12 protein-coding genes are annotated in these 14,029 nt (G+C 46.0%); 11 read left to right on the top strand and 1 reads right to left on the bottom strand.

The window, feature by feature from the left end:
- Nucleotides 1-20: 20 nt before the first annotated feature.
- The 11 genes from ACTHQF_RS12770 to ACTHQF_RS12720 all read left to right on the top strand — a co-directional run bounded on the left by ACTHQF_RS12770 (nt 21) and on the right by ACTHQF_RS12720 (nt 10,050).
- Entirely contained in the window at nt 21-1,193 is a 1,173-nt protein-coding gene (locus ACTHQF_RS12770) for an amidohydrolase family protein (RefSeq protein WP_440430611.1), read from the top strand.
- Between the two features lie 4 nt (nt 1,194-1,197).
- Nucleotides 1,198-2,139, top strand: coding sequence for an NAD(P)H-dependent flavin oxidoreductase (locus tag ACTHQF_RS12765; RefSeq protein WP_440430610.1), 942 nt, complete (start codon nt 1,198-1,200; stop codon nt 2,137-2,139).
- Nucleotides 2,140-2,209: 70 nt separating this feature from the next.
- Nucleotides 2,210-2,485: an acylphosphatase gene (locus ACTHQF_RS12760; protein ID WP_440430609.1), complete on the top strand. Its 276-nt coding sequence runs from the start codon at nt 2,210-2,212 to the stop codon at nt 2,483-2,485.
- A 1-nt stretch (nt 2,486) separates the two neighbouring features.
- Nucleotides 2,487-3,992, top strand: coding sequence for a lipopolysaccharide biosynthesis protein (locus ACTHQF_RS12755; RefSeq protein WP_440430608.1), 1,506 nt, complete (start codon nt 2,487-2,489; stop codon nt 3,990-3,992).
- An 18-nt stretch (nt 3,993-4,010) separates the two neighbouring features.
- Entirely contained in the window at nt 4,011-4,442 is a 432-nt protein-coding gene (gene dut / locus ACTHQF_RS12750; RefSeq protein WP_440430607.1) for a dUTP diphosphatase, read from the top strand.
- A 10-nt stretch (nt 4,443-4,452) separates the two neighbouring features.
- Entirely contained in the window at nt 4,453-5,247 is a 795-nt protein-coding gene (locus ACTHQF_RS12745; RefSeq protein WP_440430606.1) for a DUF4292 domain-containing protein, read from the top strand.
- 19 nt (nt 5,248-5,266) lie between these two features.
- Nucleotides 5,267-6,529 carry a murein hydrolase activator EnvC family protein gene (locus ACTHQF_RS12740; RefSeq protein ID WP_440430605.1) on the top strand — a complete coding sequence of 421 codons (1,263 nt, stop codon included), beginning with the start codon at nt 5,267-5,269 and terminating at the stop codon, nt 6,527-6,529.
- Nucleotides 6,530-6,605: 76 nt separating this feature from the next.
- A complete protein-coding gene (locus ACTHQF_RS12735; protein WP_440430604.1) occupies nt 6,606-7,001 on the top strand; it encodes a Sec-independent protein translocase subunit TatA/TatB in 396 nt (131 codons plus the stop codon).
- 10 nt (nt 7,002-7,011) lie between these two features.
- Entirely contained in the window at nt 7,012-7,221 is a 210-nt protein-coding gene (locus ACTHQF_RS12730; protein WP_440430603.1) for a Sec-independent protein translocase subunit TatA/TatB, read from the top strand.
- A gap of 26 nt (nt 7,222-7,247) precedes the next feature.
- Nucleotides 7,248-8,666: an Asp-tRNA(Asn)/Glu-tRNA(Gln) amidotransferase subunit GatA gene (gene gatA / locus ACTHQF_RS12725; RefSeq protein WP_440430602.1), complete on the top strand. Its 1,419-nt coding sequence runs from the start codon at nt 7,248-7,250 to the stop codon at nt 8,664-8,666.
- Nucleotides 8,667-8,718: 52 nt separating this feature from the next.
- Nucleotides 8,719-10,050, top strand: a complete 1,332-nt coding sequence (locus ACTHQF_RS12720) for a transglycosylase SLT domain-containing protein (protein WP_440430601.1) — start codon at nt 8,719-8,721, stop codon at nt 10,048-10,050.
- Nucleotides 10,051-10,098: 48 nt separating this feature from the next.
- Here the strand turns inward: ACTHQF_RS12720 and ACTHQF_RS12715 are convergent, their stop codons facing one another.
- Nucleotides 10,099-13,005, bottom strand: a complete 2,907-nt coding sequence (locus tag ACTHQF_RS12715) for a TonB-dependent receptor (protein WP_440430600.1) — start codon at nt 13,003-13,005, stop codon at nt 10,099-10,101.
- Nucleotides 13,006-14,029 lie beyond the last annotated feature (1,024 nt).

Raw genomic sequence — 14,029 nt, 5'->3', positions numbered from 1 at the left:
ATATACGCGTACTTTGCCCCATGCTAACATTTCTATCAGCATCCACCATATACCCTGTTTCAACACCCGCTATTGATCATGGCGTAATCGCACTTGATGAGCAAGGTTGTGTTAAGGGGCTGTACACCCAGCAGGAAGCTGAAGCATTGAGTCTTCCGGTAAGCCAACACTATTCCGGCCTGCTGATACCGGGCTTTATCAATACACATTGTCATCTGGAGCTTTCGCACCTGCGCGGTAAAATCAGTCAGCATACCGGACTCTTCAAATTTGTGTCGGAGGTGATGAAAAGCCGCACTGCAGATACCTCTGAGATCATGAAAGCAATGGAACAGGCAGATGAGGAGATGTATCAGAATGGCATTGTAGCCGTCGGCGATATCTCCAATCAGGCAGTATCCGCGAGCGTAAAACAAAAAAGTAAGATTTACTACCATACTTTCGTGGAAGCCATGGGCTTCAATCCATCGCAAGCTTCGTCAATCATCGCAGAAGCAAAGGAAACCATGGATAGCTTTGAAAAGACTAATGCTTCTATAGTACCACATGCACCATATTCCGTCTCCGATGCACTTTTTGCAGAAATTGCAACCATCAGCCAGACTCAGGAAAACCTGTTGAGTATTCACAATCAGGAAACGGCGGCGGAAAACGAATTTTTTCAGCATAAAACCGGAGCATTCCTGGAACTCTATAAAATGCTGGGCCTGGATTTGGAGTTTTACCAGGCTAGTGGCAAAACATCTTTGCAAAGCACCCTGCCTAAGCTGCCGAAAAGCAGAACCCTGCTCGTACACAACACGCAAACCAGTCTAGCAGATGTAGCGTTAGCCAACACACAGCACCCCGATCTTTACTGGTGCCTGTGTCCGAATGCAAACCGCTACATCGAGAATACCTTGCCAGATGTGCACATGCTGAAAAACGAAGGCCTACGGATCACTTTAGGTACAGACAGCCTGGCCAGCAACCAGCAGCTAAGTATCCTGGAAGAGATGAAGGTGCTGCAAACGCACAAACAAATCAGTTTCCAGACGCTACTGGAATGGGCTACGCTGAATGGCGCGAAATTCTTGGGTATTGAGGATACCTACGGTAGCTTTGAGCTCGGAAAAAAGCCTGGGGTAGTACTGCTGGAAGCAATAGCAAACGAAGAGCTATCAGGTGCAACCCGTATCAAAAGATTATTTTAGCCGCATGCAGAACAGAATTACGCAACTCTTCGGTATACCATATCCAATTATTCAGGCAGGAATGGTCTGGTGCAGTGGCTGGAGGCTTGCCGCGGCAGTATCAAACGCCGGCGGACTTGGCATCATCGGTGCAGGCTCCATGTATCCTGAGGTATTCCGGACACATGTGCAGAAATGCAAAGCCCATACAAATAAACCTTTTGCGGTTAACGTACCCTTGCTATATGCGGATATAAAAGAGATCTTCGACATCATTGTGGAAGAACAAGTGAAGATTGTTTTTACCTCTGCCGGAAACCCGGCCACCTGGACCAGCTTTCTAAAACAACATGGCATCACTGTGGTACATGTTATCGCCAACACGAAATTTGCGCTGAAGGCTCAGTCGGCAGGTGTAGACGCGGTCGTAGCGGAAGGCTTTGAAGCCGGCGGGCACAATGGTCGCGAGGAAACCACAACCTTCTGCCTTGTCCCAATGATCGCAGAGGCCCTGCGCATCCCGGTAATTGCTGCGGGTGGAATTGCCAGTGGTAAAGCCATGTTGGCCTCCTTTGCGCTCGGTGCAGAAGGCGTGCAGATTGGTTCAGCCTTCGCCGTAGCAGAAGAATCCTCGGCGCACCCGGCGTTTAAAAAGCGGATCATTGAGGCTGCAGAAGGGGATACCGCATTGCGGATGAAAAAATTGCTGCCCGTAAGGCTATTGAAGAATACCTTTGCAGAAGCTGTTGCTACTGCGGAAGCCGAAGGTGCCAGTGCGGAGCAGTTGCAGCAAATGCTCGGAAGGGCAAGAGCAAAGGCCGGGATGTTTGAGGGTGACCTGGAAGCGGGAGAACTTGAAATCGGACAAGTGGCAGCGATGATCCGCGAGATTAAACCTGCAGCACAGATCATACAGCAGATCTGGACTGAGTTTTTAACAGAAAAAGAAAGATTAAAATCCATATAGATGAGCTTCGCGGCGTAACAGCAAGCGTAAAGATCATGATGGCTTCATCAAGCGTACAAAAGATTAACAGATGAAAAAACATATAGAAATTAGAATAACTGGCAAAGTACAGGGCGTTTCTTTCCGTGCAACAACAAAGTATGTCGCCGACCAGATGGGTGTTCGCGGCTTCGTTCGTAACGAGAAAGATGGTTCGCTGTTCATTGAAGCGGAGGCCGACGATGTTACCCTGGAAGTTTTCCTGGAATGGTGCCATGAAGGCTCCGATCGCTCGCGTGTTGAGGAAGTCCAGGTAACACCTGGCGAACTAAAAGGCTACCAGAATTTTGAAATTCTAAAGAAATAGGATGTCTGTGATTAAGAAATTTCTTGGTGATACCGCGATCTATGGATTTAGTACCATCATTTCCAGGCTCTTCAACTTCATCCTCACACCCATATTTACCACAGTCTTTGCGCCTTCGGTATATGGTATTTTCACCAAAATGTACAGCTACGTTTCTATTGTTAATGCAGTGCTCGCATTTGGCATGGAAACAACCTTTTTCAGGTACCTGAATAAACATGAGGATCGTAAGCAGGAGGTCTATAACAATGCATTTCTAACCATTCTCATTCTTGCCAGCTTATTTCTGGTTACGGGTTTGTTATGGGCGGAAGATATTGCTCTGATGATGTTGCACGCCGATATCAGCGAGCTTAAAGATCAAACCAGGTACGTGCAATATTTCGTATGGCTATCTTTTTTTGATGCCATCGCCGTTATCCCATTTTCGAAGCTGCGTGCTGATGGCAGGCCTATCAAATACAGCATCATCAAGTTTGTGAATATTGGAACATTCATCGGGACCAACCTGACCTTCCTGTTTCTAATCCCGGCGATCATCTCAAATGGTGGTCCGGGTGCCGAATGGTTCCAGAGCTGGTACCGTCCGCAATGGGTAGGCTATGTTTTTATTGCTAACCTTGCTGCCAGTGGCGCAGCATTGCTTTTACTGCTGCCGGAAATTCTGCAGCTCCAGTTCAGAATGGACCGCAAAATGTTAATGAACATGTTTTCTTACAGCTGGCCAATACTGGTGGCTAATCTTTCCTTTATTGTCAATGAGAACCTGGACAAGATCATGCTTGGGCATTACCTGCCGGAAAGCATTGCAGACCGGGATACTGGGATCTATGGTGCCGTCGCAAAGATTGCCGTATTCCTGAGCATCTTTATTCAGGCCTTCAGACTAGGTGCAGAACCTTTCTTTTTTAGTCACGCTAAACAGGCGAATGCCCGTCAAACTTACGCAACCATTCTCCAGTACTTTGTCATTGCCTTAACATTGATTTTCGTCGCACTGGTTGCCAACATCGAGATCCTGAAGTACTTTATACATGGTAAAAATACAGAAGAACGGCTGCTCTACTGGTCGGGTTTACCGGCAGTACCCTTGCTGCTTTTCGGTTATATGTGCCTGGGGATCTATATGAATCTCTCCATCTGGTACCGTCTTTCCGACCAGACGAGATATGGCCTGTATATCTCTGCCGTAGGCGCAATCCTGACTATCGTTTTGAATATTGTGCTTATCCCAAGGTTCAGCTATATGGGTTCTGCATTTGTATCCATGCTGGCCTACTCGGTCATGATGGTAACTTCCTATGTGCTGGGGCAGAAACATTACCCGATCCCGTACAAGTTAAAAAGAATTCTTGCTTATCTGCTGGTTTCCTGTATCCTGGTGACCTTGTCCTTTTACGTATTCAACCGGAACATTTACATTGGCAACGCCATGTTGCTGCTTTTTCTGGGCGGTGTTTTCTACTTCGAAAAAGATCAGCTCAAATTTATATTGTCTAAAAAATAACCTACAAATTTTATCAGAATGAAGATCAACATCATCAACAAATCAGGCCATGAATTACCAAAATACGAAACTGCCCATGCGGCGGGTATGGACCTTCGTGCACATACCGAACTCCAGATCGTGATCAAACCCCTGCAGCGTATGTTGGTGCCTACAGGTCTGCATATTGAACTTCCTGTAGGTTATGAAGCACAGATCCGCCCCAGAAGTGGCCTGGCTTACAAACATGGCATCAGCATTGTGAACGCTCCGGGTACGATCGACGCCGACTATCGGGGAGAAATTAAAGTCCTGCTGATTAATCTTTCTGATACTGATTTCGTCATAAACAATGGAGATCGTATCGCACAGATGGTTATTGCGAAACATGAAACCATTAACTGGGAGCCTGTAGAACAGTTAAATGAAACGGCAAGGGGCCAAGGTGGTTACGGTCATACCGGAAAATAAAAACATATCAATGAAGAAAAGTTTCGTAAAAGCAATGGTCATGCTAAGCCTGGTTTCGGTGGTGATGGCATGTAAGAGTAAAAAAGCAATGGTTGCTGCTACGCCAGAGGTAAAGCCAGCACCAATTGTAACGGATAAGAAGGAAGCGCACATCAAACTTTTAAGAAGCAAAAACATCAACTTCAACACCCTTTCCATGAAGGGGAAAGCGAACCTTCGTTTACCTGGTAACGAGAATACCGTTACGGTTAATGTACGCATCCAGCGTGATCAGAAGATCTGGATGAGCATCACCGCACTACTGGGTATTGAGGTTGCCCGGGCAGTGATTACCCCAGACAGCATCATGGTATTAAATAAATTACAAAACACCTATGTCCGTCAGCCATTCAGCTACATTTACCGCTACACCAGCAAACAGGTGAACTTTAAAATGCTGCAGGATGTATTGACAGGTAATACCATCAACACGCTCTTCAATCCTGCCGCTACACTCGAGCAAAATCCACAGGGCTTGTGGGTTCTGAAAGGAAATGAGGGCTCATTGGGCTATAACCTTAATTTCAATACGCTGCAGAAACCTGGTCAGCTTAATTTGAATGATGCCAAAGCCGCCCAGGCGCTCAAAGTAGCATACGGCAATTATCAGAAAGTGAACGAGTTTATGGCGCCAGCACAGATCGCAATTAATTCTCTATCTGGAAATAGACGGGTGGACATTGATTTCGACTTTTCAAAGATCGAGAGTAATGTTCAGCTTGATTTTCCGTTTAGAGTTCCGAAGGGCTACGAGTTAATAAACTAAAATTTATACTTTTGATTGAATGAAGTTCTACAAACTAATACTATTCCTTTTCCTGCTCACATTTGGTACCACCGCTTTTGCACAAAGCAGTGCTCAACTGAAGCGAAAAAAGGAAGCCTTGCAACGCGAGATTAATTTGTTACAGAAGAATCTGACCAAAACCGCAACCAGTAAAAAGCTTACACAAAGCGAAATCCGGGCACTAAATACCAAGATCAGTCTGATGCAGGATAAAATCGGTGTCATCAACTCTGAGATCAGAAACCTGGATGGCCAGATCCACGAAAATACCAATGCCGTATTGTCCCTGAAAGAGCAACTTGCACAGTTGAAGAAGGAGTATGCGGCAATGATCCGCTTTGCTCAACGAAACAGAAATGCATACGACAAAATGATGTTCATCTTCGCGGCAAAGGACTTCAATCAAGCCTATAAACGGGTTAAATATTTACAGCAGTTTAGTCAATACCGTAAAAAGCAGGCCGATTATATCAATGGCACGCAGAAAAACCTAAGCTATAAGATCGTCGTACTGGATAGAAGCTTGAAGGAAAAGAGCAATCTGTTGAAAGAACAGGAATCTGAGAAAGAAAAGCTGGGTAAAAATAAATCAGAACAATCTAAAGTACTTAACCGCTACAGTCAGCAGGAGCGTAAATACTCACGAGACATCGCTGCCCGTAAAAAGCAGCAGGCTAAGATTGATCGCGATATCCGCAATGCGATTCAACGGGAGATTGCCTTGGCGAAACGTAGAGCTGAGGAAGCAGCAAGAGCAGCCGCTGCAAAAGCAAAGGCTGAAAACAAAGCTGCACCTGCAGCACCTACAGCAGCAGCAAAAACCAACTCGGGATATTTGAATGCAACACCAGAAGCGGCTAAGCTTTCCGCGGCATTCATAAACAACCGCGGTTCATTGCCATGGCCCGTTGCTACAGGTTCCATCACGGAACGTTTTGGGCGTCACCGTGTAGATCAGGCGAACATCGATCAGAACGGTGTTAAGATCGCTACAGCAGCAGGTGCAGCTGTTCGCGCTGTGTTTAATGGAAAAGTTACAACCGTCAGCAACTCTATGGGTAAATACTTCGTACTTATCAAACATGGAGAATATTTTACAGTTTATCAAAACCTTGCTACGGTCAATGTGTCTATAGGACAAGAAGTTACTACAAAGCAAACGATTGGGGTGGTTTCGGGATCTGACGGGGTGCCGGAAATTGATTTTCAGATCTGGAGGGGCGCGTCGCCGCAAAATCCGGAAGCCTGGATTTCCAAATAATTTTAAAAATTAAATACGTTATATTTGCAATAGCTAATTAACAAGAAATAAAAACGATACATATAAATTCCAGACAATGTATACAGGAACATTATTAGAATTCTTAAATATGGGCGGCGGAGAGATCATGATTATCCTGGTTGTCGTTTTACTTTTATTTGGAGGTAAAAAACTTCCTGAGCTTGCCCGTGGACTGGGTAAAGGTATCCGTGACTTTAAAGACGCTTCCGAAGGGGTAAAAAGAGAAATTCACAGAAATATCAATGCCGTGGATATAGTTGACGATGTAAAGAGTACCTTTAATGATACTTTGAGCGGTACCAATAGTTATTCTTCAACAAATAGCAGCACTGTAACAACAACCGGCAGTACAGAATCACCTGTTGTGGAGTCAACAGCTAGTACTGTTGAAGTAAGCCAACCGGTAACGGACACAACAGAAAAGACTGAATTAGAAAAAAACAATATTTAACTTAACGATTATGTTAAACACAACCCTACTAGCTGCTTTAGGTGGCACTGAAATCGCAATTATTCTTGTTATTGTATTACTTCTTTTTGGCGGTAAAAAAATTCCTGAATTAATGCGTGGCTTAGGAAAAGGTATGAAAGAATTTAAAGATGGTAAAGACGGTATCGATACTTCGGACAACTTAGGTCCTGATCGTACAAACACCAACAAACCATTATAAGTATTCGCTGACCTTTATCATTTAGTTTGAAGAAATACACCACTTTAGCAGAGATCCAATCCCAGATTGCCCAGCAAAAGCTGAGCCTTCCTGATCTGCTGGAATACTATTTTCAACAAATAGAAGATCATAAACACCTCAATGCATTCAATGAGGTGTTTTTTTTGTCTGCAAGAAATCAGGCTGAAGCCGTTCAGAAAAAGATAGATAACCAGACCGCAGGTAAACTGGCCGGAATGGTTATCGGCATTAAGGATAATATTTGCTACCAGGATCACCTGGTTACCGCCTCCTCTAAAATGCTGGAGCACTTTGTGGCGCCCTATCATGCAACAGTAATCAAGCGGCTACTTGCAGAAGACGCCATCATCATCGGTCGCTTGAACTGTGATGAATTCGCCATGGGCGGTTCTAATGAAACTTCTTATTTCGGTCCTGTGCGCAATGCTGCAGACCCGGAACGTGTTGCCGGGGGTTCTTCCGGTGGCTCGGCCGTGGCAGTACAGGCCGACATGTGCCTTGCAGCCCTGGGTACTGACACCGGTGGTTCGGTACGGCAACCGGCTGCATTCTGCGGCTGCATTGGCCTGAAGCCTACTTACGGACGGATTTCACGTTATGGTGTTATTGCTTATGCCTCCTCCTTTGATCAGGTGGGTACCATTACCTCTTCTGTAGCTGATGCCGCATTATTGTTAGAGGTGCTTGCGGGCGCGGATGAACATGATAGTACCGTTTCCGAAAAGCCTGTTCCAGCTTATAGCCAGACTTTGGTCCCAGCGAACAAACAGAAAATTGCCGTACTGCAGGAAACCCTGGAAAGTAAAGCGCTTGATCCGGAGATCCGCGAAGCGATTGCAAAGGGAATTGAAAAGTTGAAAGCAGAAGGTCACGAAATTGAGTATGTGTCTTTCGATCTCCTGGATTACCTTGTACCTGCTTATTATGTGCTTACCGCTGCGGAAGCTTCCTCAAATCTTTCCCGCTATGATGGCGTACATTATGGCTATAGGAATAAGGAAGCAAAAGACCTTAACGAGCTCTATAAACTGAGCCGGGCGGAAGGTTTTGGGCCCGAAGTTAAAAGGCGTATCATGTTAGGGACCTTTATTCTGAGTGCCGGCTATTATGATGCCTACTACCAGAAGGCGCAAAAGGTACGCCGGTTGATCCGCGATAAGATCGAAAGTTTGCTGGCAAACTATGATGCGATTCTATTGCCTGTTACGCCTACACCGGCTTTCAAGATTGGTGAGAACATCAAGGATCCTCTGGTAATGTACATGGAGGATATCTTTACCGTACTAGCTTCCCTTTCTGGAGTTCCTGCAATATCTCTGCCCCTTGGCAATAATAAGGCTGGTTTACCGTTAGGAATACAGCTGATGGCCGGGCATTTCAATGAAAGCGCGCTTTTAAATTTGTCATATAGTTTTTTAAAATAGCCTATTGATAAGATAGAAATCTTTTAAATCTGCGAGATGCAGTTCTTTGCCTATGAAATTAAAATTACGTTTTAAAACCGTACTAGCCCTGACGACAATAGCTTTTTCAGGTTATGCGCAGCAGAAAAATGCAAAACTAGATTCCATACCTGCCTCTCCATTTGCATTCCCCAATACTTTCGAAACGGATACGACCGCTGTTCCCCTGGTCGATGAAAGTTTGGCTTTTTATAATTACAACTTCGTTCATAAAAAGCGTTTGGACTCTATTCGGAATGTAATTCCAATGGATTATAATGAGTATGTCCAGAAATACATTGACGTGTATTCTGGGCGAAAAAATATGATGGGGAAGATGCTTGGTTTGTCCAGTTATTATTTCCCAATCTTCGAAAAAGCACTGAAAGCATACGACATTCCGGATGAGCTGAAGTACCTCCCGATCATCGAATCGGCGATGAATCCACATGCAGTGTCCAGGGTAGGCGCCACCGGCCTTTGGCAGTTCATGTTTACCACGGCGAAAGGCTACGGCTTGAATATGGACAATTTTGTGGATGAACGTAAAGATCCGGTACAAGCGAGTTATGCTGCGGCTGCCTATTTCCGTGATGCTTATGAGCGCTTTGGCGATTGGTTGCTTGCCATTGCCGCCTATAACTGCGGCGCGGGCAATGTAAACCGTGCAATAGAAAAGGCCAATTCCCGTGACTTCTGGGCAATTCGTCCTTACCTGCCACAAGAAACCCGGAACTATGTTCCAGCATTTATTGCAGCCGTATATGTAATGAATTATGCAGAGCGCCACGAGATCATGGCGCAAAAATCACCTTTGGCTCAACAAACCGATACGGTGCAGGTGAACCGCTTCGTTTCGCTCACGGCGCTGTCTGAAGCGCTGGATCTGGAAACCGATGCCTTGTTCGTGTTAAATCCTTCCTACAAAAAGAAGATTGTTAATGGTACAGAAGAATCTCCGAAGCGAATCATCATGCCTTCAGCGAAGGTGTCAAACTTTGCGAAGGTTTATGAAGTGCTAAACAATATGCCTGTAGATGTGGATACCCGCGTGTATCTTGCCTCCAACGATGATAAGAGGCTGCGTGGCAAATCCAGATCTGGCAGCAGCAGATCGTCGTCGTCTGGAGCAACGACTTACCACCGCGTCAAGAGCGGACAAAACCTGAGTACCATTGCCGCACAATACCGGGTGGAAGTTCAGGACCTGAAAGTCTGGAACAACCTGAAAGGTAGTACACTGGTGCCTGGGCAACGTCTGATCGTGTCTGCTAAAGCTGCAGCACCGAAAAAGGTGCCGGCACGTTCTAAAACTTATATTTCCTATAAGACTAAGCGGTCTAATGAAGGTTCCGGAAAAATTTAAAACCGGAACCTTCATCCAATATCTGCTCCGCTTTGCTGCTAAGCATATCTACCTGTTAAGTAGTCCTTCAAACGTTACGGCTGCGTAATATAAGGCGCCAATCGTTGGTCCACCCGCATATTGCAGGAAAGGTTTGTTGAAAATATTCGTGCCACCGACTTTGATGCTTCCATTTACCGCGGGTAGTTTGTAGCTGAACTGCGCATCAAAGGTATGGATGGCCGCAATCTGGCCCGTCACCAATGGGCTCTCCCATAAAAAGGCATTCTGCCATTTGTAAACAACGCTGAAGCCGAGGTTTTTGGCAATCTCCCGATTTCCGATCGTAAAGTTTGTTGCCCATTCCGGCGTGTTGAAGCCGGTCACGAAAATATCGTTCTGCTCGTTCGACTTGATCTTGTTGTAACTCACATTTCCGGCAACAGTGTATTTCTTGTAGAAGTTGAATGTGAGGCCCAGTGCAGTTCCATAATTTCGATACTTGTTTTTGGCATTCGTGTATACCCGGTAGCGATCCTGACCTGCATCCCGGTTTACATCGAGCATGGCGAGTACTGCTGCATCGCTGCCTACAGTCGCGCCCCGGGGTACATCCACCTGAACCTGGCCGAGAAATCCGGTGTAGGTGTTGGTGTAAGCATCAATGTCGAGGTACAGCCGATTTTCTAAGAACACACTTTTATAGCCAAACTCCAGGGAGTTGATCCGCTCTGGTGCTGCTTTCGGTAGATCCGCTTTCACCAGCAATCCCCGGTTTTCCAATGCTGCAGTGTTTCGGTCGGCCCCATTTGCTACGTCAGCATTCACCGCTGCATTAAATAACACGCCGGATGCACGGGTGTAACTGTTATCCAGGTATCCCAAGCCTTCATTGATATAGGATAGACTTCCCACACGTTTCACCCGGCCATTGTTTACATAGGATAAGGCCTCGAACAATCCGGGGAAGCGATATCCCTGTTGATAGGTGAAGCGGAAGTTATGGTGCTGATCAGGAGAATAAACCGCGGCAATACGAGGGGTAAGTTTCGGATCGAACTCCGGGTTATAGTCATAGCGTACCGAGCCAAACAGCTTTAACTTATCCTGAAACAGGGTTTTGGTGAGCTGCGTAAAGGCTCCGATCTTTTTATAATGGATGTTGTCGCCATAGGAACCATCCGGTAAGGCTGTGCCTCGGTCGGCAATGGCCCTGCTGAAATCAACAAAGCTGTTTCCATCCGGTATAATTTCGTAGAGCCTGGCATCGGCGCCGACTAGCAGGTCGAAATACCGGGTCTTGCCGGAGAAGTCATACTGCCCCTCCACATGGTACATGCGGCTTTTCTGTATCAGTGCTGCACCACCAGTTTCCGGGGCATTGGGGATTGTTGCTGATCGGATATCCCAGTTGTTAATACCGATGATCGTGTTTTTCAAAGTTTCGAAAGCTGGCGTACCCGGCTCTGCACGCCCGGCGTCTGCCTGTTGACGGGCAAAGGCTGTCGCTGCGGCCAGGTTTGCGTCCGTTAGTGCACCGCCGTTTGCCGCTGCATATTCATTCAGCGCATTTTTGTACTTGGTACCCCAGGCACTGCCACTGCCACCGCTTGCAAGGTCCATATTGTCTGCAAGTGGCTTTACATTATACGAATCGCCGGAACTCTCGATGGATACATAAGAGCGTAGCAGATAATTGCTGCCCTTTAACTCCAGCTTATGGTTTTGAATGATCACGTTATCCAGCTGGATCTTATTGCCACGTTGAAAGACGCCGTCCATCTTGCCGATACGGTAATCGTACGATAGTTCTGCAGTTTCGCCGAGACGGTAGTGTAAGGCTGCATCAAACTTCAGGTTATCGACATTGGGATTTACCAGATCCTTTTCCCAGTATCCGGTTCTGGCCACGTTCAAAGTCTGATTTGGCTGCCCGTTGATGCTGAGCCCAGATACCGAAACCGTGTTACTCCCTGCAAGCACATCATCACCATACTTATTCCAGCCATCGAACGCGATATTGTTGCTGCCGTTCAGGGCAGGATAGCCAGGATTTGCGGTCTTCAGGTTGTTGGGGTTTTGGTCGGTACGGGTGTCCGAAAGCCAGTCGGTACCTCTAAGGTAGCTCAGGTTTACTTTAAACGCGAACTTATTGTTGAAGGCTTTGGCGTATCGAACAGCAGTTTCAGTGAGGTTACTCAAGTCGCGACCGGTTCCGCCAAGGTGGTTTAAGCCTGCTTTTTGGTAGAAGCTCAGGCCCTGGTAGTAAAACGGGCTTTTGGTCATCAGGTTAGACATGCCATTGATCGCGTTCATGCCATACAGGGCAGAAGCCGCACCTGGTGTGATTTCAATGCTGGCGATATCCAGCTCTGTTGGTCCAATGGCATTACCTAGTGGAACGCCCAAAGTGGCAGCCTGCATGTCGATTCCATCTACCAGCTGCATAAACCGGTAGTTGCTCGGAATGTTGAAACCGCGTGTATTCGGAATTTTGAAAGTTAAGCTCGAAGTGGTCATCTGTACCCCTTTGACATTCTCCAGTGCGTCGTAGAAACTGGGTGCCGGCGACTCGCGTATGGCACGGATGTCGAGCTTTTCAATGGCTACCGGGGACTTTAAGATGCTTTCATGCACCCTTGATGCAGTAATCACCACCTCGTTGGCCAGTACCGTCTGACTGGCCAGTTCAATGTTCAGGTTGTTTCCAATATCCCGCACTTCAAATTCCTGTGTCTTAAAGCCGATGCTGCTGAAGACCAGTTTAAAGGGGAACTTCAGCCGCGACCGTAGCTTGAATTTGCCGTTTCGATCCGTAGTGGTTCCGGTTATTGCACCTTTAATGACAACGCTGACTCCGGCAAGTGGCGTCTTTTGTTCCTGATCAGTCACGGTTCCGCTGACCTCGATCAGTTGGTTTTCCTGTGCGAGGCTTTGCTGTGTATTGATGCCCAGCAGGAATAGAAGTAAGATCAATCTTGGTTTGCAGTAGTTTTTAGGCATAGGTCGGAAAGAATATTAATAAATGGAAGATTGATTTTGCTTTACTTGTTTATTAATCTTCAGGAATCGACGTGCGCATTGACCCTGCTGAAAAAACTACTAATTCGTCCTTAAATTTAGTTGAAATTAAAGTCTACTAAAATTGTAGACAAATGTAGATGATGAGAATCACATTGCAAAATAAATTCAGCATTGTGTTGCAATTATTTTCCTGACGATCAGTGGGCTAGGCTGAAGGGGGGGACACGCTGTGCTGGTATACCGCTTGAATCGTGGATGGTCTTGTATTAGCTGAATGACCGGAAGATTAGCCCTTTAGGTAAAGTATAGACCTAAAGTAGTATGCTTTAAACCCCTTTTTGGATTTGCTATGGTATGGTATCTATCAGAATTGTCATGTTGATGGGCAGCGAACAGCTTTGCTTCTTGAGCGGCTCTTGTTCGCCTCTTGACCGCGTATTGTTCGCCTATTGTTCGCCTATTGTTCGCCTCCAGGCGAAGAAAAGGCGTTTAAGAGGCGCTGGAAAGCCCTTTAAGAGCAATAAGAAAGCCGTTTTAGTCACCCTACTACTCGTTTTGACGGCAGACTTGAGGTTGGTACGATGGCGGTGATATTATATTGTAGAGGTTGCTACTATATATACATGCTAAATTTAGCTGGATGTAGCTAGATGCATGTTTTGGCTGAAGGTTGGTAATCCTGTACATTAAAAAGGGTAGGGGATCTTTCTTCGCTACAGTGATACAACACTATGCTAGAACATTAAATGTGCCGGTAAAATGGAGTCTCTGGCAATAAAGCATTGTTAAACAGCGTTTTGAGATTTGTTGTAAACAGATGCAGGGTGCTACCGAGTTGAAGCCTGTATGTGCTTTGCAATTGAAGTTCAAACCAGCTCATAGCGCTTATTGTACAAGTGACACGAAGTACTGTGAAAAGCTGTGCAAATCATTACGCTTGTTTTTCAAGAGGTTAGCAGGTTTAAACAAGATATTT

It is taken from the genome of Pedobacter sp. SAFR-022 (assembly GCF_051965375.1).
GTDB lineage: Bacteria > Bacteroidota > Bacteroidia > Sphingobacteriales > Sphingobacteriaceae > Pedobacter.
This window is presented reverse-complemented; position numbering and strand designations above follow the sequence as displayed.

Coding starts and splice junctions, on each gene's coding strand:
- ACTHQF_RS12760 (WP_440430609.1), top strand. CDS start 2,210: ATGAAAAAACATATAGAAATTAGAATAACTGGCAAAGTACAGGGCGTT.
- ACTHQF_RS12720 (WP_440430601.1), top strand. CDS start 8,719: ATGAAATTAAAATTACGTTTTAAAACCGTACTAGCCCTGACGACAATA.
- ACTHQF_RS12740 (WP_440430605.1), top strand. CDS start 5,267: ATGAAGTTCTACAAACTAATACTATTCCTTTTCCTGCTCACATTTGGT.
- ACTHQF_RS12730 (WP_440430603.1), top strand. CDS start 7,012: ATGTTAAACACAACCCTACTAGCTGCTTTAGGTGGCACTGAAATCGCA.
- ACTHQF_RS12765 (WP_440430610.1), top strand. CDS start 1,198: ATGCAGAACAGAATTACGCAACTCTTCGGTATACCATATCCAATTATT.
- ACTHQF_RS12735 (WP_440430604.1), top strand. CDS start 6,606: ATGTATACAGGAACATTATTAGAATTCTTAAATATGGGCGGCGGAGAG.
- ACTHQF_RS12755 (WP_440430608.1), top strand. CDS start 2,487: ATGTCTGTGATTAAGAAATTTCTTGGTGATACCGCGATCTATGGATTT.
- ACTHQF_RS12770 (WP_440430611.1), top strand. CDS start 21: ATGCTAACATTTCTATCAGCATCCACCATATACCCTGTTTCAACACCC.
- ACTHQF_RS12745 (WP_440430606.1), top strand. CDS start 4,453: ATGAAGAAAAGTTTCGTAAAAGCAATGGTCATGCTAAGCCTGGTTTCG.
- dut (WP_440430607.1), top strand. CDS start 4,011: ATGAAGATCAACATCATCAACAAATCAGGCCATGAATTACCAAAATAC.